This is a genomic window from Dactylosporangium roseum (assembly GCF_025264685.1).
In the GTDB taxonomy this organism is placed as follows: domain Bacteria; phylum Actinomycetota; class Actinomycetes; order Mycobacteriales; family Micromonosporaceae; genus Dactylosporangium; species Dactylosporangium roseum.
This window is the reverse complement of sequence record NZ_CP073721.1, coordinates 6,345,999-6,368,359: the sequence shown is the minus strand read 5'-3', so window position 1 is coordinate 6,368,359 and position 22,361 is coordinate 6,345,999. Positions and strand designations below refer to the sequence as shown.

22 protein-coding genes are annotated in these 22,361 nt (G+C 73.2%); 9 read left to right on the top strand and 13 right to left on the bottom strand.

Translation table 11 applies throughout. The features are described from left to right. Positions 1-11: 11 nt before the first annotated feature. Both Drose_RS29840 and Drose_RS29835 read right to left on the bottom strand, forming a co-directional pair. Positions 12-1,076, bottom strand: coding sequence for a polyprenyl synthetase family protein (locus Drose_RS29840; RefSeq protein ID WP_260724613.1), 1,065 nt, complete (start codon positions 1,074-1,076; stop codon positions 12-14). A 10-nt stretch (positions 1,077-1,086) separates the two neighbouring features. Next, positions 1,087-1,983 (bottom strand): hypothetical protein, encoded by an 897-nt coding sequence (locus Drose_RS29835; protein ID WP_260724612.1) that lies wholly within the window; start codon positions 1,981-1,983, stop codon positions 1,087-1,089. A gap of 623 nt (positions 1,984-2,606) precedes the next feature. On the opposite strand from Drose_RS29835, the gene metF reads away from it, so the two are divergent. Together metF and Drose_RS29825 are read left to right on the top strand one after the other, a co-directional pair. Then, complete coding sequence (gene metF, locus Drose_RS29830; RefSeq protein WP_260724611.1) at positions 2,607-3,524, top strand: methylenetetrahydrofolate reductase [NAD(P)H]; 918 nt, start codon at positions 2,607-2,609, stop codon at positions 3,522-3,524. After that, complete coding sequence (locus Drose_RS29825) at positions 3,511-4,173, top strand: CDP-alcohol phosphatidyltransferase family protein (RefSeq protein ID WP_260724610.1); 663 nt, start codon at positions 3,511-3,513, stop codon at positions 4,171-4,173. The genes metF and Drose_RS29825 overlap by 14 nt, the downstream gene beginning before the upstream one ends. Before the next feature lie 450 nt (positions 4,174-4,623). Here the strand turns inward: Drose_RS29825 and Drose_RS29820 are convergent, their stop codons facing one another. The 7 genes from Drose_RS29820 to Drose_RS29790 are packed head-to-tail and all read right to left on the bottom strand — an operon-like array spanning position 4,624 to position 10,525. After that, positions 4,624-6,090, bottom strand: a complete 1,467-nt coding sequence (locus tag Drose_RS29820) for a phytoene desaturase family protein (RefSeq protein ID WP_260724609.1) — start codon at positions 6,088-6,090, stop codon at positions 4,624-4,626. After that, a complete protein-coding gene (locus Drose_RS29815; RefSeq protein WP_260729854.1) occupies positions 6,078-7,094 on the bottom strand; it encodes a glycosyltransferase in 1,017 nt (338 codons plus the stop codon). The genes Drose_RS29820 and Drose_RS29815 overlap by 13 nt, the downstream gene beginning before the upstream one ends. A 59-nt stretch (positions 7,095-7,153) precedes the next feature. Beyond that, the gene (locus tag Drose_RS29810) at positions 7,154-7,891 is read right to left on the bottom strand and encodes a carotenoid biosynthesis protein (protein WP_260724608.1); all 738 of its coding nucleotides are present in this window, start codon (positions 7,889-7,891) and stop codon (positions 7,154-7,156) included. After that, on the bottom strand, positions 7,888-8,424 hold the full coding sequence (locus Drose_RS29805) for a GNAT family N-acetyltransferase (protein WP_260724607.1): 537 nt from the start codon (positions 8,422-8,424) through the stop codon (positions 7,888-7,890). Before Drose_RS29805 ends, Drose_RS29810 begins: the two co-directional genes overlap by 4 nt. Beyond that, positions 8,421-9,083, bottom strand: coding sequence for a monooxygenase (locus Drose_RS29800; protein WP_260724606.1), 663 nt, complete (start codon positions 9,081-9,083; stop codon positions 8,421-8,423). The genes Drose_RS29805 and Drose_RS29800 overlap by 4 nt, the downstream gene beginning before the upstream one ends. After that, positions 9,080-9,568 carry a YbaK/EbsC family protein gene (locus Drose_RS29795; RefSeq protein WP_260724605.1) on the bottom strand — a complete coding sequence of 163 codons (489 nt, stop codon included), beginning with the start codon at positions 9,566-9,568 and terminating at the stop codon, positions 9,080-9,082. The genes Drose_RS29800 and Drose_RS29795 overlap by 4 nt, the downstream gene beginning before the upstream one ends. 18 nt (positions 9,569-9,586) lie before the next feature. Then, entirely contained in the window at positions 9,587-10,525 is a 939-nt protein-coding gene (locus Drose_RS29790; RefSeq protein WP_260724604.1) for an EamA family transporter, read from the bottom strand. Positions 10,526-10,611: 86 nt separating this feature from the next. Here Drose_RS29790 and Drose_RS29785 point away from each other — a divergent pair, with 86 nt between their 5' ends. From Drose_RS29785 to Drose_RS29760, 6 genes are all read left to right on the top strand, one after another. Then, positions 10,612-10,875 carry a winged helix DNA-binding domain-containing protein gene (locus tag Drose_RS29785; protein WP_260724603.1) on the top strand — a complete coding sequence of 88 codons (264 nt, stop codon included), beginning with the start codon at positions 10,612-10,614 and terminating at the stop codon, positions 10,873-10,875. A 103-nt stretch (positions 10,876-10,978) separates the two neighbouring features. Next, positions 10,979-12,247 (top strand): ISL3 family transposase, encoded by a 1,269-nt coding sequence (locus Drose_RS29780; RefSeq protein WP_260723251.1) that lies wholly within the window; start codon positions 10,979-10,981, stop codon positions 12,245-12,247. A gap of 376 nt (positions 12,248-12,623) precedes the next feature. Beyond that, positions 12,624-13,124: an SAV_6107 family HEPN domain-containing protein gene (locus tag Drose_RS29775; RefSeq protein WP_260724602.1), complete on the top strand. Its 501-nt coding sequence runs from the start codon at positions 12,624-12,626 to the stop codon at positions 13,122-13,124. 323 nt (positions 13,125-13,447) lie between these two features. Further along, on the top strand, positions 13,448-14,197 hold the full coding sequence (locus tag Drose_RS29770) for a hypothetical protein (RefSeq protein WP_390891459.1): 750 nt from the start codon (positions 13,448-13,450) through the stop codon (positions 14,195-14,197). Positions 14,198-14,210: 13 nt separating this feature from the next. Beyond that, positions 14,211-15,737: a DNA polymerase Y family protein gene (locus Drose_RS29765; RefSeq protein WP_260724601.1), complete on the top strand. Its 1,527-nt coding sequence runs from the start codon at positions 14,211-14,213 to the stop codon at positions 15,735-15,737. After that, positions 15,737-19,093 carry an error-prone DNA polymerase gene (locus Drose_RS29760; protein WP_260724600.1) on the top strand — a complete coding sequence of 1,119 codons (3,357 nt, stop codon included), beginning with the start codon at positions 15,737-15,739 and terminating at the stop codon, positions 19,091-19,093. Before Drose_RS29765 ends, Drose_RS29760 begins: the two co-directional genes overlap by 1 nt. 58 nt (positions 19,094-19,151) lie before the next feature. Here the strand turns inward: Drose_RS29760 and Drose_RS29755 are convergent, their stop codons facing one another. From Drose_RS29755 to Drose_RS29745, 3 genes are all read right to left on the bottom strand, one after another. Next, entirely contained in the window at positions 19,152-19,583 is a 432-nt protein-coding gene (locus tag Drose_RS29755; protein WP_260724599.1) for a hypothetical protein, read from the bottom strand. A 189-nt stretch (positions 19,584-19,772) separates the two neighbouring features. Then, complete coding sequence (locus Drose_RS29750; RefSeq protein WP_260724598.1) at positions 19,773-20,174, bottom strand: hypothetical protein; 402 nt, start codon at positions 20,172-20,174, stop codon at positions 19,773-19,775. Further along, positions 20,167-20,532, bottom strand: coding sequence for a hypothetical protein (locus Drose_RS29745; RefSeq protein ID WP_260724597.1), 366 nt, complete (start codon positions 20,530-20,532; stop codon positions 20,167-20,169). Before Drose_RS29745 ends, Drose_RS29750 begins: the two co-directional genes overlap by 8 nt. Positions 20,533-20,887: 355 nt before the next feature. On the opposite strand from Drose_RS29745, the gene Drose_RS29740 reads away from it, so the two are divergent. Further along, positions 20,888-21,310 carry a hypothetical protein gene (locus Drose_RS29740; protein ID WP_260724596.1) on the top strand — a complete coding sequence of 141 codons (423 nt, stop codon included), beginning with the start codon at positions 20,888-20,890 and terminating at the stop codon, positions 21,308-21,310. 58 nt (positions 21,311-21,368) lie between these two features. Here Drose_RS29740 and Drose_RS29735 read toward each other — a convergent pair whose 3' ends face one another. Next, complete coding sequence (locus tag Drose_RS29735; RefSeq protein ID WP_260724595.1) at positions 21,369-22,343, bottom strand: aldo/keto reductase; 975 nt, start codon at positions 22,341-22,343, stop codon at positions 21,369-21,371. Positions 22,344-22,361 lie beyond the last annotated feature (18 nt).

Sequence of the window (22,361 nt, the reverse complement as noted above, 5' to 3'; positions counted from 1 at the left end):
GGCTCCGGGGCTCAGCCGGCGCGTTGGGTCGCCGCCCGGGCCAGGCCCTCCAGCACCTCCCGGGCCTCCGCGGTCACGTCGGCGGCGCGCAGCGCCTCGAGCGCTGCCGCGGTCAGGGCGGCGATGCGCTCCTCGGTGCGCTCCAGCGCGCCGGTCGAGACGATCATCTCGCGCAGCCGGGTCACCCCGTCCGCGTCGAGGTCGGGGTCGCCGAGCCGCTCGTCGAGCGCCTGCCCGTCGGGGTGCTCCATCGCGGCCGCCACGAGATAGGTCCGCTTGCCCTCGCGCAGGTCGTCACCCGCCGGCTTGCCGGTGACCGCCGGGTCGCCGAACACGCCGAGCACGTCGTCGCGGAGCTGGAAGGCCTCGCCGAGCGGCAGGCCGAACGCCGAATACGACGCCGCCAGCCCGGCCGGCGCGCCGGCGAGGGCAGCGCCGAAGAGCAGGGGACGCTCGATCGTGTACTTCGCGGACTTGTACCGGGCGACCAGGCCGGCCCGGGCGGTCGATGTGTCGCCGGTCGCCTGGGTCTGCATGTCGAGGTACTGCCCGATCGTGACCTCGGTCCGCATCTCGTCGAAGACCGGCCGGGCCCGCGCGAGCGTCACCGGGTCGACGCCGCTGGTGTGCAGCAGCTCGTCGGACCAGACCAGGCACAGGTCGCCGAGGAGGATCGCCGAGGCCGTGCCGAAGCCGTCGGCCTCGCCGCGCCAGCCGGCCTCCGCGTGCAACTTGGCGAACCTGCGGTGGGTGGCGGGCTCGCCGCGGCGGGTCTCCGAGCCGTCCATCACGTCGTCGTGGATGAGGGCGCTGGCCTGCACCAGCTCCAGGGATGCCACCGCCGCGACGACGACGTCGTCGTCCGCGCCGCCCGCGCCGCGGTAGCCCCAGTAGGCGAAGGCGGGGCGGAGCCGCTTGCCGCCGCCGAGCACGAGCGCCTCGATGGCGTCGGACACCGGCGCGAGCGCTTCCGGCTCGATCTCGGACAGGCGCGCCCGGCGACCGCGGAGGAAGTCGTCGAGGGCACGCTGCACGCGCGTGCGGAGGTCGACCCGGTCGAGGAAGGCGTGCGTCACGGCGACGACGCTAGCCCGAAACGCGCGCGGTTGCCGATCCGACCCGGCGGCCGTCCTGTGCACCGGGAAGATACGACCGCGCGGATTCGGACATCCCGGCATAGTCCCGGAACGCGCGGGCACGGCTCAGCGCCGGCTCGACCCGGCGCAACTCGCGCAGCACCCGCACGGATCCGGAGCGGACGCAGGCCAGCAGCGCCTCCCCGGCGGCCGCGCATGCCGCGTCGAGGTCGCCGGTGCCGGCGTGCGCCCGGGCGGCGGCGACCGACACCAGCCCGGCCGCGCGGAACCGCAGACCCGGTGCCGCCAGCGCCGTGGACAGCAGCGGCAGGGCGAGCCGCGGACGGCCGAGCGCCGCGTGGCACCGCCCGGCCGAGGCGGCCAGGTGCGCGTCGTCGAGCCAGTAGAGCCACGGCGGGTCGAGCTCCGGCTCCCGGCGGATGTGTGCCCGCTCCGCTGCCGCCAGCGCGGCGTCGCAGGCGCGCCGGTCCCCGCAGATCGCCGCCGCATAGGCCTCCCGCAGCCACAGCACCGCCCCGGTCGCCGCGTCGGCCGGTGCGGCGGTCCGGCGGGCGGCCCGGGCCAGTCGCAGCGCCGCCGGCCCGGAGCCGTCCTCGGCGGCGGTCTGCGCGAGGCAACCGAGCAGATGGCCGGCGAGCGGCCGGTGCCCGCCGGTGAGCGCCACCCGCAGCCCGTGCCGGACGGCCGGCGCGACCACCGGCGCACGCGGCCCGGCTCCGGTGTCGGCGGCGACCCAGGCGCGCAGTTGTGCGAGCTCGGCGACCCGGGCGAGATCGGCGGCGTCCGCACCGTGCCCTCGCGGCCGGCCCGCCACCCGGCGCACCGCCGCACGGAGCCCGGCACCGACGAGCGCGGCCAGCTCCGGCCCGGTGAGCAGGTCGTCCATGCGGCGCAGCTCGGCGATCCGCTCGTCGCCGATCCCGCTTCACGGTCGCGTGCCCCGCCGACCGTCCGGGGGCCGGTGCGAACCTTCCCCCGGGCGGTCCGCCGGTCGCGCTCGCCGGCGGCCGCGGGCCGGCCGGTGGCGCCGGCCGGGGCGGGACGACCTCGCGCCGGCGGCGGGTGAGCGCGGCAGCACGCTCGAGGTCGTCGAGGGGCACGTCGAGCACGAGCGCCAGCCAGCCCAGCCACGTGCGGCTCGGGACGCGCTCCTCACGCTCCCACCGCGAGATCTCGTGCCTCGTGACGGTGGGCACACCGGAAACCGCGCACAGCAGCTCCGCCAGGCGCAACTGTGACTTGCCCCGCGCCAGGCGAAGCTGGGTCAGCAGCACTCCCAGCGGCTCGCCCTCCGCAACGGGCGAGCCGCTCTCCGTCGACAACATGCACGAACCTCCCTGGAACCAGCGACCCCCGTCTGCTCGCGGTGCCAGTGGGCACCCCGGCCGCCCGGCCGACGCGGTGACCGCGGGCGGGGGAGTGTCCGGTGCTGTTGTACCGCGGGGGTACGACAGGATTTGGTTGCCCGGTGGTGCCGGAGCCGGTGGGATGGGCACTACAGTCGCAAGGGTGGCTCTCGGACTTCCTTCTGTCATGGGTGGTGGACCCGCCGCGATCGGTCAGTTGATCGCCGAGCGGGCGCCCACCTTCTCTTTCGAGTTCTCCCCGCCGAAGACACCGGAGGGCGAGCGCCAGTTGTGGCAGGCGATCCGCGAGCTGGAGTCGTTGCAGCCGTCGTTCGTGTCGATCACGTACGGTGCCGGTGGCACCACGCGCGACACCACGGTCGCGGTCACCGAGCGGGTCGCGACCGAGACCACGCTGCTGCCGATGGCACACCTCACCGCGGTCGACCACTCCGTCGCGGAGCTGCGCAACGTCATCGGTCAGCTCGCCGGGGCCGGCATCCGCAACTTCCTGCTCGTGCGCGGCGACCCGCCGGGCGACCCCAACGGCGAGTGGGTGCGGCACCCGCAGGGTGTCCTCTACGCCGAGGAGCTGGTGCGGCTGGTCAAGGAGGCCGGCGATTTCAGCGTCGGGGTGGCGGCGTTCCCGTACAAGCACCCGCGCTCGCTCGACATCGAGTCCGACACCGCCAACTTCGTCAAGAAATGCCGGGCCGGGGCCGACTTCGCCATCACGCAGATGTTCTTCGACGTCGACGACTACCTGCGGCTGCGGGACCGGGTCGCGGCGGCACGCTGCGGCACCCCGATCGTCGCCGGCATCATGCCGGTGACCAACATCGGCACGATCGCGCGCTCGCAGCAGCTCTCCGGTGCCCCCTTCCCACCGGCGCTCGCCGCGCGGTTCGAGCGCATCGCCGACGACCCGCGGGCCGTGCGGCGCCTCGGCATCGACCACGCCGGCGAGATGTGCCAGCGGCTGCTGGACGAGGGCGTGCCCGGCATCCACTTCATCACGTTCAACCGCTCCACGGCCACGCGCGAGGTCTGGCAGCAGCTCGGCGTCGGTGCCCGCGTCTGAGGTCCCCGACTGGGACGGCTACGCCGCGGGCTGGTCGGCGGCCCACGGCGGCTATGACCTGCGCACGGCCTCACCGCTGGTGCGCGGGTGGATGCACATGGCGTACGGCATCGGCGCCACCCTCGTCCGGCGCGGCGTCCGCGACCCGAACGCCGTCACGGCGGCCGGGCTGCTGCTGTCGGTCGCCGTGCCGGCCGTGGTCGCCGCCGGCCGGCCGTGGGCGTTCGCCGGCGCGGCGCTGGTCCTGCTCTCGGCCGTCGCCGACACCGTCGACGGGGTCCTCGCCGTGGTCGCCGGCCGGGCCAGCCGCCTCGGCCAGGTCTACGACTCGGCCGCCGATCGGGTCGCCGAGGCCTGCTGGCTGGTCGCGTTCGTCCTGCTGGGCGGGCCGGTCTGGCTGGCGGTGGGGTGCGGCGCGGTGATGTGGCTGCACGAGTACGTGCGGGCGCGCGCCACGGTCGCCGGCATGACGGACCTCGGCACCGTCACGGTCGCCGAGCGCCCGACCCGCGTGCTGCTGGCCGTCTTCGGCCTGCTCGCGGTGGCCGTGACCCCGCACGCCGTGACGATCGTCTTGGCGGTCACGGCCGCGCTGACGGCCGCCGGCCTGATCCAGCTCATCGCAGCGGTCCGCAAGGCACTGGCCTAACCCCCCGTTTTGCGCGTCAATCTCGCAAGGCCGTGAAGTTGGCCGCGCGGCCGTCTGCGAACCCCGGATGTTGCGCTACGGGATGGTGACGCACAGTCGTGCGGGTGGTGTCTGTCGCTCATGATCGCCGCTGGACCCGGGCCGGCGCGTCCCGGCCCGGGCGACTCCATGATCATGGGAAAGATCCGGCTATCGGGGCAGCCACGTCTCTCCCATGATCATGGGATCGAGCGGCCTGGCGGCGTACCGCGGGCCGTCCGGCGCCCCCCCCGGGGCGGCGCCCGTTGTCGGCCCAATCCGGCTGGCAAGGGACCGTCGGGCCGAACTTTGCGTGTTGATCTTGCAGTTGTGGTGCCTGACAAACCGGTCATTCAGGGAGTGTCTAGGCACCACAACTGCAAGATCAACGCGCAAAACGGGGGTGTCCGTGACGGGCTCGCCGCGGTGCTCTCATGACGCGGGGCCGAGCAGGTCGGCGACGATCTTCGCGGACAGCATGACCAGCGGCAGCCCGCCGCCCGGGTGCACCGATCCGCCGACCAGGAAGAGGTTGCGCACCGGGCCGCGGTTCGGCGGGCGGAGCAGCCCGGTCAGGCCGTGGCTCGCCGTGCCGTAGATCGCGCCGCCGGGGGAGCGGGTCGCCGCTGCCAGGTCCGCCGGGGTGAGCACGTCGCGGAACAGCAGCCGGTCCCGCACGTCGAGGCCCCGTGCGGCGAGCGTGCCGAGCACCCGGTCGGCGTAGCCGTCGCGGGCCGCGGTCCAGTCCACCTCGGCCGGCCCAGTGCCGTCCGGTGCCGCGTTGACCAGCACGAACCAGGCCTCGTGACCCTCAGGCCGGGCCGCCGGATCGTCCGGAGACGTCACGAAGACCGCGGGGTCGTCGATCGGCCGGGCCGGTGCGCCGAAGATCGCGTCGAACTCCGCGTCGTAGTCCCGCGGGAACAGCACCGTGTGGTGCGCGAGCCCCGGCGTCCGGCCGCGCACCCCGAGCAGCAGCACGAATCCGCCCAGGCTGCGCGCCTCCAGCCGCCGCGCGCGGCCGGGGGTGGGCAACAGGTCGCGGTAGACGTGGAGGGCGTCGGCGTTGGCCACGACCACGTCCGCGGCGACCTCGGTCCCGTCCTCCAGCATCACTCCCGACGCCCGCGAGCCGGTGACGGTGATCCCGCCGACCGCGGTCCCGGTGCGCACCCGCACGCCCGTCGCGACGCAGCGGTCGAGCAGCGCGGTCGCCAGCGTGCCGAGGCCGCCGCGCAGGTACCAGCCGCCGAACTCGAGCTCCGCGTACGGGATCGCGAGCAGGGCCGCCGGCGCGCGGCGCGGGTCGGCGCCGGTGTAGGTCGCGTACCGCGCCAGCAGCATCCGCAGCCGCGGGTCGCGCAGGTGCCGGCGGCCCAGCCCCTCCAGCGTCCGGCCGGGCGCGATGGCGGCGAGGTCGCGCAGCCGCCAGGCGAGCCCGGCCATCCGCAGCGGACTGTCCACAGGGGACGTCAGCACGTGCTGCCACGACGCCGCCCAGACCCGGCCGGCCCGCCGCCACAGCCGCCGCCAGTCCGCGGCGGCCTCCCCGCCGAAGGCCTCGGCGATCCGCTCCGCGAAGCCGTCGCCCTGCGTGGAGTCGAGGACCGACCCGTCGGGGAAGCGGTGCCGGACGATCGGGTCCAGGGGCACCAGGTCGAGCGGCGACGGCCCGCCGGTCGCGGCGAACAGCTCGGCCGCGACCTGCGGCAGCGTGAACAGGCTCGGACCGGTGTCGAAGCGGAACGTCCCGCCGGCGGTGCGCCGCTCGTACCGGCCGAGCTTCCCGCCGACGACCGGTGCCTGCTCGAAGACGGTCACCCGGTGCCCGGCGGCGGCCAGGCGCGCCGCGACCGCCAGCCCGCCCACGCCGGCCCCGACGACGATCACGGAAGCCATGTCGGGCGGCCCTTCCAGGTGGTACGGCCGCGGCGCGCGTACGAGCGGGCGACGAGCCAGGCGAACAGCAGCACGGAGACGGGGTGCGCCAGCGCGTCCGGGAACGCCCGGCCGCCGGTCGCCCGGGCGCTGACCACCCGGCCGGTGACGCCGAGCGCATACGCCGCGAGGCCGAGCCACTGCCCGGAGAGGACGGTCAGCGGCAGCGCGACGTAGAGCGCGAGCAGCAGGCCGACGACGGCCGCCGCGCCCGCCGGGGAGCCGAAGGACGCCCACAGCGACTTGCTGTAGCCGTCGGCGAGCTCGCGCCACGAGGTGTACATGCGGCAACGCGCCAGCCGGGAGCCGTCGGCCAGGGCGATCCGCCCGCCGCCGCGCTTCATCGCCCGGGCCAGCTCGACGTCCTCCAGTACCTTGTCCCGCACCGCCGCGTGGCCGCCGGCCCGGACGTACGCCTCCCGCCGCACCACGAGGAACTGCCCGCCGGCCGCGGCGAGCGACGCCCGCGGCGAGCGCTCCATCGCCCGCAGCGGCAGGAACGTCAGCCACGACCACTGCAGCAGCGGCTGCACCAGGCGCTCCCCGGCCGTCACCGCGTCGATCCGCGGATACGGGGTGAGCAGGTCCACCCCGGACCGCCGCAGGAGAGCGGCCGCCCGCTCGACCGCGTCCGGCACGAGCACGACGTCGGCGTCCACGAACACCAGGACGTCGGCGTCACCGGCCGCGTCGGCCAGTTGCTGGCAGGCGTGCGGCTTGCCGAGCCAGCCGCCGGGCAGCGGCCTGCCGTCGAGCAACCGGATCCGGTCGCCGCCGATCCGCCGTACCAGCTCGGCGGTGCCGTCGGTGGAGCCGTCGTCCAGCACGATCAGGTCGGGCGCGCCGTCGAGCGCGAGCAGCGCCCGCAGGCACGGCTCGACCCGGCCGGCCTCGTCACGCAGCGGCAGCAGGACCGCGATGCGCGCGGTCCGCGGGAGCGCCGGCCCCGGCCTGCGCAGGAGCATCGCGTTGACCAGCGTGTGGACGGTGAGCGCCAGCAGGACGGCACCGCCGGCCGCGACGGTCAGGGCCGCCACAGCCGCACCGCCAGCGGGACCGCGATCAGCCCCATGCCCAGGGCTCCCCAGGCCGCCGAGGCCGGCAGGCCGAGGAAGACCGCGTGGGCGAGGATGCTCGACGCGTACGTCCAGAGGTAGAGCGCGTACATCGGCGCGTCGGCTCGCGGCTCGTCCGGCTCCGGCCCGGCGGCGACGCGCAGCAGGGCCGTCATGACGATCGCCACGGCCAGCCAGCCGAGGTAGTTGCTCACCGGGACGTCCGGGACGCCCGGCAGCGTGGTCGCCGGGTCGGACCACAGCCAGTACCGCTCGGAGACCATCTGCGGATCGAGGAACAGGTCCCAGGCGGCCAGCCCCACGCCCGCGAGCCCGATGCGGGGCAGCGTCCGGCGGGCGAGGCGACCCGCGGCCAACCACGCCGGCCAGGCCATCCAGGTCCAGGCGAGGGGGATCACCAGGGGTACGCCCAGCAGGCCGGGTCCCAGAGCGCCGGTGTAGTCGTAGTCGCCGAACGGGAAGCCCGTCGTCCGTCCGGCCGCCTCGACCGCCAGCCCGCCGCCGGTCGTCACGACCACCAGGGCCGCGGCGGTACGGGTGCCCCGGGTGACGTAGGCGTGCGTCACCGAGAGGAGGTAGCCGGCGACGACCGTCGCGACGACGAGCGCCGCGCGGGTGCGGCCGTGCACGAGCGGATAGGCGATCTCGGCGAGGACGAGTGCGCCGAAGAGGAACCAGAGCCTCACAGCGGGAGTTGCCGGCCCAGGACGGCGAACGGGCGGTCGTCGCCCGGGAAGTTGAAGTGGCGCAGCACGTCGACGAAGCCGAACCGCCGGTACAGCCGCCAGGCCCGCGACGTGGCCTCGGGTGCCTCGGGCGTGGACAGCAGCACGGTCTGCTGCTGCGCGTGGCTGAGCAGCTCGTGCAACTGGTGGGCGCCGATGCCGTGGCCCTGCGCGTGGGGGCGCACGTGCAGCTCGACGAGCTCGAAGCAGTTGCCCAGCCAGAACTTGCGGTGGTCGCGGCGCAGCGCGTTGCGGACCTGGTCGTGCCACCACTGCCCGGCGGTGCCGCGGTAGCCGTAACCGAAGCCGAGCAGGCTGTTGTCGTCGCCCAGCGTGGCGACCGCCTGGAACGACTCCCGGCGGGTGTGCCCGGCGACGTAGCCGCGGCGGGTCTGCAGGAGCTGCACGGAATAGCCCATCGCCTCGCCGTAGACGGCGATGACGTCGTCGAGGCGCTCCAGCAGATCCTCACCGCGCCACCGCACGAGCCTCACGGGCTGTCCCTCCAACCGAGCACCTGCAGATCGCCGTCGATGTCGAGCACCCGGAACCGGGCGAACAATTCCTCCGCATACCAACCCTGCCGGGCCGTGCGCTCCACCACCGCCGCGTGCTCGGGCCGACGGTACGCGAACCGCGCGATGTCCGCCGCCGAGTGCCAGACGCTCACCGTGCCCTGGAATCCTACGGGGGCCTCGCCGACACCGAAGGCGCAGAGCAGCCCGTCGGCGCCGGCGAGGCTCCTGGCGACCGGGTCGACGGCCCGCCAGAACGCCGTGGCCCGGGCCAATTTCAGCCGGGCCCTGGTCAGGACGGCGATCGGTCCCTCGCTCGCCGGCTGCCGGAGATCCGCCTCGAACGGCGTACGGCCGGACCACGTGCCGCGGCTGGCGATCGGTTCCAGCGTGAGCGTGCACCGCTGGATCGCGCCGCGCATCAGCGGCGGGGGCGGCATGTCATCTTTTGTCACGATCAAAGCCGCCCACCGGGTCAGATCGGCCGCGCCCACACCGAACTCGCTGCCCCGCCCGGTGCCGAGCAGCTTCGCGAACGTGGCGGTCCTGCGGATCCTGCGGCGGTCCACCGCCATCGACCAGAACGCGGCCGGGACGGCGGCGGGCCGCACCCGCCAGACGAAGAGCCGGACGGTCACGCTACTTCGGCGGTGGTACCGGCGGTGACGCGCACGAGTTCGGCGAACGTGATCGGGAAGACCGCCTGGGGGATGCCGCCGGCCGCCCAGATCTCGTCGTACTGCCCCAGGTCGACGTCGACCAGCGTCCGGAGCGGCTTGGGGTGGGCGAGCGGGGAGACGCCGCCGATGACCTGGCCGGTGTGCTCACGGACGAAGCCGGCGCCGGCCCGCTTCAGGGCGCCCACGCCGATCAGGGCGGCGACCTTGGCCGTGTCGACCCGGTGCGCGCCGGACGTGAGCACGAGCAGCGGCTCGCCGTCGGCGTCGAAGATCAGCGAGTTGGCGATCTGGCCGACCTCGATGCCGATCGCGGCGGCGGCCGCCGCGGCGGTGTGCACGGGCTCGGTGAGCACCTTGACCTGGCAGGATGCGCCGGCGGCGGTGCGCGCGCCGGCGGCGTCCAGCGCGTCCTGGACGGCCTGGACGTTGGGATGCGACTGCATGTCCATATTCTTCCTGGTTCAGCTAGGAGGGACGTGGCTCGGGGCGGACGGCTCGGGCTTCACCCGGGCGGTCTCGGCCAGAGCGACACCGACGAGGATCAGCGCACCTCCGGCGATCTGCGCCGCGTTGAGGTGCTCGTGCAGGACGAGCCAGGCGACCGCGGTGGCGACGACCGGCTCCGCCATGCCGATGATGCCGACGCTCGTCGGGTGGAGGTGTCGCATCGCCCCGGCGATCAACAGGTAGGGAGCGATGGAACCGCCGATCACGATGTACACCATGAGCAGCCACGTCTGCACCCCGAGGTCGCTGGTGGCGGTCAGTTGGCCCGGGTCGAACCGCCACCACGGGCGCATCACGGCCCCGGCGATCGCGGACACCCCGAACGCGTAGGCGGTCAGCGACAGCGTGTCGCGGTCGGCGACGCCGCGGGCACTGAGCAGGTAGTAGACGGCGAGCAGCACGGCCGCGCCGAGTGCGGCGGCCAGCCCGAACCCGTCGAGGCGCAGCTTGCCCCAGACCTCCGCCACGCAGGCGAGCCCGACGAGGCTGGCGGCCAGCCCCACCCAGAGCCGGGGCCGGACGGCGTGGCCCTGGACGAACCGCGTCCAGAGGGCGACGAGGACGGGTGCGGTGTACTCGAACAGCAGGCCGATGCCGACCGGCATCCGGTTGATCGCGACGAAGTACAGCATGGGGACCAGGAAGAAGCCCGCCAGGCCGTAGGCGACCAGCATCGGCACGGCCCGCCGCGTGACCTTCAGCGAGGCCGGCCGCAGCACCAGCGCGAGGGCGAACAGGCCCAGTGCCGCGCCGGTGGCGCGCAGGGTGGTGAGCTGCGGAGCGTCGATGCCGGTCGCGCCGGCCAGCTTGGAGACGGTGCCGTTGACGGCGAACAGGACACTGCCGGCGAGGACCATCGCGACACCGACGGCGGGGCGGGGCTGGTGGGTCACCAGTTGAGGGTAACGGTCAGGAGTATCGGCTTTTCCGCTCCTTACCTCGGACGGTTTTGTCATACCCCCTGGCTAGGGTCTTCGGCATGATGAACGGGGCGGCGCGGCTCGGCGCGCAGATGCTCGCCGGTGCGCCGGCGACGAGCGTGCCGGCCGCGGTCTCACGGGTCGTCGGGGTGCAGGCGCAGTCGATGCCCGCGGCGCGGCTGGCGGTGCGCGCCCGCACGGCCGGCCTGACCGCCGCCGACGTCGACGCCGCCCTGGCGGCGGGCGAGCTGGCACGCACCTGGCTCATGCACAACACGCTGCACCTGCTGGTCGCGGCCGACCCGGTGTGGGTGGTGGAGTGATCATGCGAACGGGTGTGCCAATTAGTGGGTTTCTGTGGGTGGGGATAGGGGGCTGTAACGGACAAAATGGCGGCGCGCATGGGATGCCGGTTCGTTCACCAGGTTGCTGAAGACCGTTGTGAGCGAAGGGATCCACGTGCGCGCCGCTGCTGTGATCAACCGTCTGCTGGGCTTCGAGGGAACGGTTGTGGACGACGTGTGTTTCACGGATACCGCGATGGTGGTGCAGGTCCGGCTTCGCTCGCAGGTGCTGGTCTGCCCGTGCGGGCGGACCAGCCGGGCCCGGTACGACCGTTCCCGCAGGAAGTGGCGTCATGTCGACTTCGGCCGGTACCGGGTGGTGATCGAAGCGGAGATCCGCCGGGTCGACTGCCGCGGCTGCGGGCAGGTCCGCAGCGAGTGGATGCCGTGGGCCCGGCCCGGCGCCCGGCATACCCGCGACTTCGAGGATATGGCCTGCTGGCTGGCGAAACGGATGTCCAAGAGCGCCGCGGCCGCGCTGCTGGGCACCACCTGGCAGACCGTCGACCACCTCGTAGCCAGGCTCGTCGATACCCACCTGGACAGCGAGCGTCTCGACGCGATCTACCGCATCGGCGTCGACGAGATCGCCTACCGCCGGGGCCGCAAGTTCCTCACCGTGGTCGCCGACCACGACACCGGCCGGGTGGTGTTCGTCGGCGAGGGCCGCAGGCAGGACGTCTTCGGCAGATTCCTGGAGTCTCTCGGCGAGGACGGCCGAGCCCGGATCGAGGCGGTCAGCATGGACATGACCGCGATCTACCGCGGCGCCGCCACCACCCACGTGCCGCACGCGGCGATCTGCCTCGACCCGTTCCACGTGATCAAATGGGCCGGCGAAGCGCTTGACCTGGCCTACCAGACCTGCCGTGAACAGGGCGTAAAGATCGCCGTGGCTGGACTGACACCCGCCCAAACCTGGCAGAAGGCCCGCGGCGCCCTGCGCCAGCCCGCCGGGCAACACGACCCCACCCGCACCGCGATCATCGAACAGCTCCGCCGCAAACACCCCCGCATCCACCACGCCTGGCGCCTCAAAGAAGACCTCCGCCGCCTCTACCAGGTCCCCACCAGCGACGCAGCCGACCACCTACGACGCTGGATCAACCGGGCCAAACGCAGCGGTATCAACGCCTTCGTCACCCTCGCCCGGCGACTGCGCCGCCACCGCACCGGCATCCTCAACGCCATCCACCTCCAACTGTCGAACTCGCTCCTCGAGAGCATCAACGCCGGCATCCGCCTCATCCAACGCCGCTCCCACGGCTACGCCGACCTCGACAACCTCATCGAAATGATCCACCTCTGCCACGGCGGCATCACCACATCACTACCCACAGAAACCCATTAATTGGCACGGGTGTACGAAAATTCTGCCGTCAGTGTTGCGGGTTTGGCGGCTCCCGGGTGTAGTCTTATCCATATCGAACGAGTGTTCGAACTGCTTCGGGAGGCGATTCGCGGCGCCGATCCCGAGCGCGGTCCGCGACACCGCGGAGGCCGGATTTTCGCGGGTCCGGCCTCAGGCGGGGTCGTTGCCCGCCGCCCACGACCCCCGGGCGGCGGGCGCGACCCAGCCGGCCGGGGGTGGTGTGGGGAAGCTCCACGCCCGGCCGGCGACGCCGTCGCCGTTCGATACCGATCGACCCGCGTGGCACTGCGACTCCCCCCGCGGTGACACGCACGTTTGGCGCAGACCTGCCGACGCACCACCGAGGGAGAGCAACATGCCGGCGAACCGTTCGACCAGCTCGTCCAACGTCAGTCGTTTTCCGGCCGGCGGTGCTCCCCGGCAGCAGCTCCCGGTCCCCGCGCATGCGCTTCCCCACCGCACGCCGCGGGAACTGCTGACCCTCGCCCGCCACGGTCTCGAGGAGGCGGCGGAGATCCGCACCGACGGCATGCGGTATGCGACCGCACACCTGGCCGCCCTGCGTGCGGCGGCCGCCGTGCTCGCGGCCCGTGCCGTCCCCGCCGCGCCCGGCCGGCGCAGCCGGGTGACGAGCGTCTGGTCGCTGCTGGTGCTCGTCGCGCCGGAGCTGACCGAGTGGGCGGCGTTCTTCGCCGCGGGCGCGAGCAAGCGTTCGGCCGCCGAGGCCGGCATCCCCCGGGTGGTCAGCGCGCGCGAGGCCGACGATCTCATGCGGGCCGCCGAGCAGTTCATCGCCGTGGTCGAGGTGAGTCTGGGCTTCTCCTACCAGCCTCGGCTGGAGGGCCTGGCCAGTTGAGCCGACCCCTTCCGGGGCGGAGCCTGCCGTTCCGCTCCGGAAGGGGTCGTCCTTGCCGGGCCGCGGCGTCAAAGGAGTGGTCAGAGCTGCGGTGAACAGGGCTGTGTGCACGTCGTGGGACGGCGGCGGTGCGACGGCACGACAGTGGGGGAGCAGGTGCCGTGGCTGGCACGTCGGCTTCGGTGGCCGCAGAGTTCTACGACGACGCCTATGACGATCCGGACGACGGATACTTCGGCCGCGTTTACGGCCGTCCCGCCGAGGACGCTGCTTCCGGGGTCCAGCCGGCGCGGACGCCGCGGCGGATCGACCGGCTGGCGGGGCTGGTCGCGGACGCGTTACCGCCCGGGCTCCAGGTGGTGCGGGCCGCCGGCCTGAGTGGCGTGGTGCGCCCGGCCAGCGAGCACACCACCGAGATCGTCGGCGCCACCCGGATGCTGCCGGTGCTGTCCGAGCTGCGCGGCCTGCTGCCGGGCGGTGGGCTGCGCCGGGGCGCCACGATCGCGGTGCACACCTCGTCGGTGCTGCTCGCCCTGCTGGTCGCGGCGTCGAAGGCCGGATCGTGGTGCGCGGTGGTGGGCCTGCCCGCGCTGAGCCCGATCGCCGCCGCCGAGATGGGCATCGCCCTCGACCGGCTGGCCCTCGTCCCCGACCCCGGCACCGAGTGGACCACGACGGTGGCGGCGCTGCTCGACGGCCTCGACATCGTCGTCGCCGCGCCGCCCGGTTCGATCGCCCCGTCGGTCACCGGGCGGCTGGCAGCACGCGCCCGCCAGCGCGGCAGTGTGCTCATGTCCGCCGGCACCTGGGCCGGCGCCGACCTCACCGTGGCCCCGGTCCGCGGCGCGTGGGACGGGTTGGGCGCCGGCCGCGGCCGCCTGCGCTGCCGCGAGATGACGATCCAGGCCAGCGGCCGTGGCGCGGCGGCCGCCCCGCGCGAGGTGACCCTCTGGCTGCCGTCCCTCGAGGGTGTGCTGCCCCCGATCAGCCGCCCCCTGCCCACCGCGGACCGCCCCCTGGCCGGTGCCGGAGCGGAGCACGGCAACGTCGTGCCGTTGCGGCGGGGGCGGTGACGGGGTGCGGACGATGGTGATCTGGTGCCCGGACTGGCCGGTGATCGCGGCCGAGATCGTGGACGGATACCCCTCCCACGAGCCTGTCGCGGTCCTGCATGCCAACCGCGTCCTCTCGGCGTCGCCCGCGGCGCGGGACGAAGGGGTCCGGCGGGGGTTACGGAAACGGGAGGCCCAGGGGCGTTGCCCGCATCTCATCGTCCTCGAGCACGACCCGGGACGGGACATGCGGGCGTTCGAGCCGGTACTCACGGCCGTCGAGGCGCTCGCACCCGGGGTGGAGACGCTCCGGCCGGGGGCCTGCGCGCTGGCGGCCCGCGGGCCCGCACGCTACTACGGCGGTGAGGAGGCCGCGGCCGAGCGGCTCGTCGAACAGATCGCCCAGCGGTGTGACGTGGAGGCCCAGGTCGGCATCGCCGACGGTACCTTCGCCGCGGGGCTCGCCGCCCGGGCCGGGGCCGTCGTGCCGCCGGGGGAGACGGCCGCGTTTCTCGCCGATCTCAGCATCACGGCTCTCGGCCGGCCGGCCCTCGTCGACCTGCTGCGCCGGCTCGGGATCCACACGCTCGCCGAGTTCGCGGCGCTACCGGGCGGCGACGTGCTGGCCCGCTTCGGGTTCGACGCCGCGCTCGCCCACCGGCTGGCCGGCGGGTGGGACGAGCGGCCGCTCGCGCCCCGGCGACCGCCGCCGGACCTCGACGTGACGGAGACGTTCGACGACCCGGTCGACCGGGTCGACGCGGCCGCGTTCGCCGCTCGGGCGCTCGCCGAGCGGCTGCACGACCGGCTCGGCTCGCACGGGCTCGCCTGCACCCGGCTGGCGATCGAGGCCACCACCGAGACCGGCGAGGAGCTCGTGCGCACCTGGCGTCACGACGGCCTGCTCGGTGTGGGCCAGATCGCCGACCGGCTCCGCTGGCAGTTGGACGGCTGGCTCCGCACCCGCCGGACCGAGCAGGCCAAGCCGGGATCGGGGATCATCCGGCTGCGGCTCGTCCCCGAGGGGGTCGTCGAGCACCTCGGCCTGCAGCCGGGCCTGTGGGGCGAGGCGGGGGAGGAGCGCGACCGCGCGCACCGGGCGCTCACCCGGGTCCAAGGGCTCCTCGGACCCGACGCCGTGCTCACCGCGGTCCTCGACGGAGGACGGGCCGACAGCCGCCGGATCCGGCTCGTGGCCTGGGGCGACGAGCGGGTCGCCCAGAGCGTCGAGGCGCCGTGGCCCGGCCGGCTGCCCCCACCCGCGCCGGCCACCCTCTACGTCGAACCGCTGCCGGCCGAGGTCCTCGCCGCGGACGGCACGCCCGTGGGCGTCAGCGGAAGGCTCACGCTCACGGCCGTACCGTCGAAGATCCGGATCGGCGGAGCACCGCAGCCCGTCGAGATCGTGGCCTGGGCGGGACCGTGGCCGGTCGACGAGCGCTGGTGGGCGGAGGGGGAGTCGCGCCGGTACGCGCGGTTCCAGCTCCAGTTGGCCGACGACCGCGCACTGCTGGCGGTCCTGGAGAACGGAGCCTGGCGAGTGGAAGCGCTGTACGACTGATGGGCTTCAACAACCCGGACGTGCCCTGGTCGGAGCTGGAGCGGCGGCTCTCGGGGCGCCGGCGCGACGCGAAGAGCTGGGAGCACCCCGGCGCGGACTATCACCCCGACGTGCTCTCCGCCGACCACGGCGACGGCGGGGACTCACCGGCGTGGACCCGCAAACGCCAGGAATACCACGCACCGCCGGTCGAGCGGCCCGCCGACACCGTGCCGTATGCGGAGCTGCACTGTCACAGCAACTTCAGCTTCCTCGACGGGGCCAGCCACCCCGAGGAACTGGCGGAGACCGCGGCCCGGCTGGGTCTGGAGGCGGTGGCGATCACCGACCACGACGGCTTCTACGGCGTCGTCCGCTTCGCCGAGGCGGCCCGCGCGCTGGAGATCCGCACGGTGTTCGGCGCGGAGCTGTCGCTGGGCCTGCCGGGTCCGCAGAACGGTGCACCCGACCCGCTCGGCCGGCACCTCCTACTGCTCGCCCGCGGCCCCGAGGGATACGCGCGGCTGTCGCGGACCATCAGCGAGGCGCACCTGCGCGGCGGGGAGAAGGGCCGGCCCGTCTACGACCTGGAGGAGACCGCGGCGGCGCTGCGCGACCACGTGCTGCTGCTGACCGGCTGCCGGAAGGGCCACGTGCCGGCCGCGCTGCTGCGCGACGGGGCCGGCGCGGCGCGGCGCGAGCTCGACCGGCTGGTCGCGCTGTTCGGGCCGGAGTCGGTGGCGGTCGAGCTCACCACGCACGGCGACCCGCTCGACGACGAGCGCAACGACGCCCTGTCCGGGCTCGCGACGGAGCGCCGGCTCCCCGTCGTGGCCACCAACAACGTGCACTACGCCGCGCCGGGGCGGCGCCGCCTGGCGACCGCGCTCGCCGCTGTCCGGGCCCGCCGCAGCCTCGACGAGATCGACGGATGGCTTCCCGCCGCCGGGGCCGCCCACCTGCGCGGCGGCGCGGAGATGGCGGCCCGGTTCGCCGCCTGGCCCGATGCGGTGCCCAGGGCCGCCGCGTTCGGCGCCGAGCTGGCCTTCGATTTGCAGCTCGTGGCGCCGAACCTGCCGGCCTACCCGGTGCCCGAGCCGGGGATGTCGGAGATGGCCTGGCTGCGCCACCTCACCATGCGGGGGGCCGCCGAGCGGTACCGCGGGAATCCCGAGGCGTACGAACAGCTCGAACACGAACTGGCGCTGATCGAGGAGCTGGACTTCCCCGGGTACTTCCTCGTCGTCCACGACATCGTGGCGTTCTGCCGCGCCAACGACATCTACTGCCAGGGCCGCGGCTCGGCGGCCAACTCCGCGGTCTGCTACGCGCTGGGCATCACCAACGTCGACGCGGTCAGGTGGGGGCTGCTGTTCGAGCGGTTCCTCTCGCCCGAGCGGGACGGTCCGCCGGACATCGACCTCGACATCGAGTCCGACCAGCGGGAGAAGGTCATCCAGCACGTCTACGAGAAGTACGGGCGGACGCACACGGCACAAGTCGCCAACGTCATCTCGTACCGGCCGAAATCGGCCGTGCGGGACATGGCGAAGGCGTTCGGTCACTCGCCCGGTCAGCAGGACGCCTGGAGCAAGCAGGTCGAGCGCTGGGGCGGCATCACCACCGCGGACCTGGGGGAGATCCCCGGCCAGCTCGTCGACTTCGCCAACGAGCTGCTCACGTTTCCGCGACACCTCGGCATCCACTCCGGCGGCATGGTGATCTGCGACCGTCCGGTGATCGAGGTGTGCCCGGTCGAACACGCGCGGATGGCGGGCCGGACCGTCCTGCAGTGGGACAAGGACGACTGCGCGTCGGTCGGGCTCGTGAAGTTCGACCTGCTCGGGCTCGGCATGCTCTCGGCGCTGCGGTACGCGTTCGAGATGATCGACTCCACGCTGGACATCGCACACATGCCGCTCGACGACCCCGAGGTCTACGAGATGCTGTGCCGTGCCGACTCGGTCGGGGTCTTCCAGGTGGAGAGCCGGGCGCAGATGGCCACGCTGCCACGGCTCAAGCCGCGCGAGTTCTACGACCTCGTCGTCGAGGTGGCGCTGATCCGGCCGGGCCCGATCCAGGGCGGCTCGGTGCACCCCTACATCCGGCGGGCGAACGACCTTGAGCCCGTCACCTACCCGCACCCGCTCCTCGAAGCTTCATTGGCCAAGACAAAAGGCGTCCCGCTGTTCCAGGAGCAGCTCATGCAGATGGCCATCGACGTCGCCGGGTTCACCCCGGCCGAGTCCGACGAACTGCGCCGGGCGATGGGGTCGAAGCGGTCGATGGAGCGGATGGGAAGGATCCGGTCCCGGCTGTACGAGGGGATGGCCGCCAACGGCATCACCGGCGCGCTGGCCGACGAGCTGTTCGACAAGCTCGCCGCCTTCGCCAACTACGGATTCCCGGAGAGCCACGCGATGAGCTTCGCCTACCTGGTGTACGCGAGCGCCTGGCTCAAGCGGTACCACCCGGCGGCGTTCTGCGCGGCGCTGCTCAACGCCCAGCCGATGGGCTTCTACTCGCCGCAGTCCCTGGTCGACGACGCCCGCCGGCACGGGGTGACGGTCCGCCGGCCGGACGCCAACGCCAGCAACGCCAAAGCGACGTTGGAACCTCCACCGCCGGACGAAACCCCGGGAGGCGACGCACCGGGCGAGTGGGGCCGCGGCGGCCCGGTGGTCCGGCTCGGACTGTCGTCGGTGCGCTCCCTCGGCGACGCGGTGGCCGAGCGCATCGAGGCCTGCCGGGCCGCCGACGGGCCGTACACCTCGATGAGCGACCTCGCGCGGCGCGCCGGGCTGACGGCGACCCACCTGGAGGCCCTGGCGACCGCCGACGCCTTCGCCTGCCTGGGACTGAGCCGCCGGGAGGCGCTCTGGGCGGCGGGCGCGGCGGCGCGGGAGACGGCCGGCCGCCTGCCGGGCACGACCGGCGGGGTCGACGCCCCGATGCTGCCGGGCATGGACGCCGTCGAACGCATGGTGGCCGACGTGTGGGCAACCGGGCTGGCCCCTGACGCGCATCCGGCGCAGTTCGCCCGGGACCACCTCGACCGGATCGGCGCCGTCTCCGTCGCCGGCCTGCACGCCGTCGAACACGGCCGGCGCGTCTCGGTCGGCGGCATCGTCACGCACCGCCAGCGGCCGGTGACCGCGGGTGGGGTGACGTTCATCAACCTGGAGGACGAGACGGGCATGCTCAACGTCACCTGCACGCCCGGGCTTTGGCAGCGGTACCGCCGGGTCGCGCGCACAGCGAACGCGATGGTGGTGCGCGGCATCCTGGAGAAGGTCGAGGACGTCCTCAACCTGCGCGCCGACCACCTGGCCCCGCTGAGCCTGCCGATCCGCTCCACGTCTCGCGACTTCCGCTGACGCCCGCACGCGAGAGGGCCGGTCACTCACGGTGACCGGCCCTCTCGTGTGTGGTGTCTTAGTTGGAGGCCACGCCCAGTCCGCCGGCGTTGCCGTGGAACTCGGTGCCCGTGGCGAACGAGGAGTCGATCTGCTGGCGCAGGGCGTCGATCTCGGAGTACTGCGAGTCGGAGGCCTCGACGCTGCCCTCGGCGGCGAAGATGCTGTCGGTGGAGGCCTCGTCGTGGCTGTAGTTGGTGAAGTCGGTCTCGGAGTAGCTGGCGCCGTGGCCGTCGGTCCACTGGACGTTGTGGCCCTGCTGGAAGTCGGTCGACTCGGCGTTGGCGCTGTCCTGCTCGTAGACGTTGAAGTCGCTGTTGTACGACGAGTCGTTGGCGTCGACCTGGTGGAGCTGGTCGAGCTCGCCGTGCTGCTGACCGGCCTCGTAGTGGCCGTAGTCGACGTCGCTGCCGCCGTCGTGGCCGGTGTCGCCGGTGTCCCAGTCGCTCATGATGTCTTCCTTCGAGAATGTCGCGGTGGTGTGCGGTGGTGTGCGGTGGTGTGTTGCCAAGAACGTTAGGCGGACCGGCGACCGCTCGAATCCCGGAAACGTGCCACAGGTGCGTCAGGCCGCCGGAGTGCGCGCCCAGTCCGCGGCGATCGGCTCCCGGCCGTCGATCCGCGGCCGGGTGACCGACCTTCAGGACGCCGGCCGCCGGGACGTGTGCCACAGCCAGAGCAGGCCGGCGACCGGGAGCACGAGCGGCACGTAGCCGTAGCCTTGGCCGTAGTCGGACCAGACGGTGGCGTCCGGGAACGCCTCGGGGTCGAGGAGGCTCAGCGTCCCGACGGTGAGGACGCCGAGGAGCTCGAAGCCGACCGCGGCGAACGCGACCCGCCGGGCCGTCTCGCCGGAGCGGGCCAGGGCGACGGTCGCGACGAGGTACACCACCGCGGCCAGCGCGGACAGACTGTACGCCAGCGGCGCCTCGTGGAACTTGGCGGCGATCTGGACGCTCGCGCGGGCACCCGCGGACAGGGCGAAGACGCCGTAGACCGCGACGAGGACGCGGCCGGGGCCCTTGTTGCGCTGCTCAGCCATTCCAGATCTGCCCGAGTCGCAGGATCAGCACCGGGACGATGACCGCGGCCGCGCCGATGATCAGCGATCCCCAGCGGGTCGGCTCCATCCGGGCGAGCACGCCGCCGGCCGGTGGGAGCAGGGCCGCGGTCAGCAGGTATCCGATCAGGGTGACCTGCTCGCTGCCCTCGGCCGGCCCGCCGCCTCCGGCGAGGCGGACCACCAGCACGATCACCTGGACGAGCACGAGCACCTCGACCACCCCGAGGCCGTAGAACAGCGGGCGGGAGGGCTCGCGCTGCCGCGCGAACTCGATGAACGCCCAGGCGGCCAGCGCCAGCGACAGCACGTGGATGGCGACTGCCAACGGCCCGATCACGGCGCACAGCGTAACCGGCGGGTCCTGGCCCGCTGCCCGGGGTCGCCCCGCAAGTCCGCGGAGTGCAGCCCGACAGCCTCCTCGCCAACCGGACAGGGCCGATTTGATCATGGGAAAGATCTGGCTGTCGGGGCAGCCACATCTTTCCCATGATCATGCATGATCATGAGATCGAGCGGCACGGCGGCGGATCGCGCCGGCCGGTACGCCTCGGCGGCGACACCTCGCGAGCCCCGCGCCCGAAGTGTCGTCTGGTCGGCTCTGCTCGGTGGCACGAATCGGGGATTCGCGCGGTCCACTATGCACGTAACGTTCTGTGTAACGCAGACAGCGACCAGACCTGGGGGAACCACCGATGAGCGACTTCGACACCGGCTACGACGGCGGCAGCGACGTCGACTACGGCCACTACGAGGCCGGTCAGCAGCACGGCGAGCTCGACCAGCTCCACCAGGTCGACGCCAACGACTCGTCGTACAACAGCGACTTCAACGTCTACGAGCAGGACAGCGCCAACGCCGAGTCGACCGACTTCCAGCAGGGCCACAACGTCCAGTGGACCGACGGCCACGGCGCCAGCTACTCCGAGACCGACTTCACCAACTACAGCCACGACGAGGCCTCCACCGACAGCATCTTCGCCGCCGAGGGCAGCGTCGAGGCCTCCGACTCGCAGTACTCCGAGATCGACGCCCTGCGCCAGCAGATCGACTCCTCGTTCGCCACGGGCACCGAGTTCCACGGCAACGCCGGCGGACTGGGCGTGGCCTCCAACTAAGACACCACACACGAGAGAGCCGGTCACCTTGAGTGACCGGCCCTCTCGCGTGCGGGCGTCAGTGGCCGAGCACCCGGTGAGGCACGTACGGGGTCTCGAGGCGCTCGATCTCCTTCTCGTCGAGGGTCAGCCCGGTCGCGGCGATCGCGTCCTCCAGGTGGGCGAGCTTGGTGGCGCCGACGATCGGGGCCGTCACCGCGGGGCGCGACAGCAGCCAGGCCAGCGCGACCCGGGCCGGGGACACGCCGCGCTCGGCGGCCACCTCGGCGTTGGCGTCGACCACGGCGAAGTCGTCGTCGGTGTACATCGAGTTGAACGCGTCGCTGTTGGCGCGGGTCGTGCGCGGCTCGCCGCCCGGGCCGCGGTTGCCGGCGAGCAGACCCCGCGCGAGCGGGCTCCACGGGATCACCCCGACGCCCTGATCCAGGCAGAGCGGCAGCATCTCACGCTCTTCCTCGCGGTAGACCAGGTTGTAGTGGTTCTGCATCGACACGAACTCGGTCCAGCCGTTGCCGCGGGCCGTGTGCTGCGCCTTCGCGAACTGCCAGGCGTACATGCTCGACGCGCCGACGTAGCGGGCCTTGCCCGCCCGCACGACGTCGTGGAGCGCCTCCATCGTCTCCTCGATCGGGGTCTGCGGGTCCCACCGGTGGATCTGGTAGAGGTCGACGTGGTCGGTGCCGAGGCGGCTCAGCGAGTCGTCGATGCCGGCCAGGATGTGCTTGCGGGACAGGCCGGCGTCGTTGGGCCGGTCGCTCATCGCGCCGTGGACCTTGGTGGCCAGGACGTAGTCCTCGCGGCGTGCGAAGTATTTCGTCAGGAGTCGCCCGGTGATCCGCTCGCTCTCGCCCAGCGAGTAGACGTCGGCGGTGTCGAAGAACGTGATCCCCGCCTCGGCGGCGCGCCGCACGAACGGATCGGCGGCCTCCTCGTCGAGGACCCAGTCGCGCCAGGCGGCATCGCCGTAGCTCATCATGCCGAGACAGATTTCGGAAACCTTGAGGCCGGTCCGGCCCAGTCGCACCTGCTGCATGTCTGAAAAGCTAGCGCG

Excerpts from the sequence above, each read along its gene's own strand:
- Drose_RS29820 (WP_260724609.1), bottom strand. The coding sequence starts at position 6,090 with ATGGCTTCCGTGATCGTCGTCGGGGCCGGCGTGGGCGGGCTGGCGGTC.
- Drose_RS29815 (WP_260729854.1), bottom strand. The coding sequence starts at position 7,094 with ATGCTCCTGCGCAGGCCGGGGCCGGCGCTCCCGCGGACCGCGCGCATC.
- Drose_RS29765 (WP_260724601.1), top strand. The coding sequence starts at position 14,211 with ATGGTGATCTGGTGCCCGGACTGGCCGGTGATCGCGGCCGAGATCGTG.
- Drose_RS29795 (WP_260724605.1), bottom strand. The coding sequence starts at position 9,568 with ATGCAGTCGCATCCCAACGTCCAGGCCGTCCAGGACGCGCTGGACGCC.
- Drose_RS29760 (WP_260724600.1), top strand. The coding sequence starts at position 15,737 with ATGGGCTTCAACAACCCGGACGTGCCCTGGTCGGAGCTGGAGCGGCGG.
- Drose_RS29785 (WP_260724603.1), top strand. The coding sequence starts at position 10,612 with ATGATGAACGGGGCGGCGCGGCTCGGCGCGCAGATGCTCGCCGGTGCG.
- Drose_RS29835 (WP_260724612.1), bottom strand. The coding sequence starts at position 1,983 with ATGGACGACCTGCTCACCGGGCCGGAGCTGGCCGCGCTCGTCGGTGCC.
- Drose_RS29775 (WP_260724602.1), top strand. The coding sequence starts at position 12,624 with ATGCCGGCGAACCGTTCGACCAGCTCGTCCAACGTCAGTCGTTTTCCG.
- Drose_RS29750 (WP_260724598.1), bottom strand. The coding sequence starts at position 20,174 with ATGGCTGAGCAGCGCAACAAGGGCCCCGGCCGCGTCCTCGTCGCGGTC.
- Drose_RS29735 (WP_260724595.1), bottom strand. The coding sequence starts at position 22,343 with ATGCAGCAGGTGCGACTGGGCCGGACCGGCCTCAAGGTTTCCGAAATC.
- Drose_RS29755 (WP_260724599.1), bottom strand. The coding sequence starts at position 19,583 with ATGAGCGACTGGGACACCGGCGACACCGGCCACGACGGCGGCAGCGAC.
- Drose_RS29740 (WP_260724596.1), top strand. The coding sequence starts at position 20,888 with ATGAGCGACTTCGACACCGGCTACGACGGCGGCAGCGACGTCGACTAC.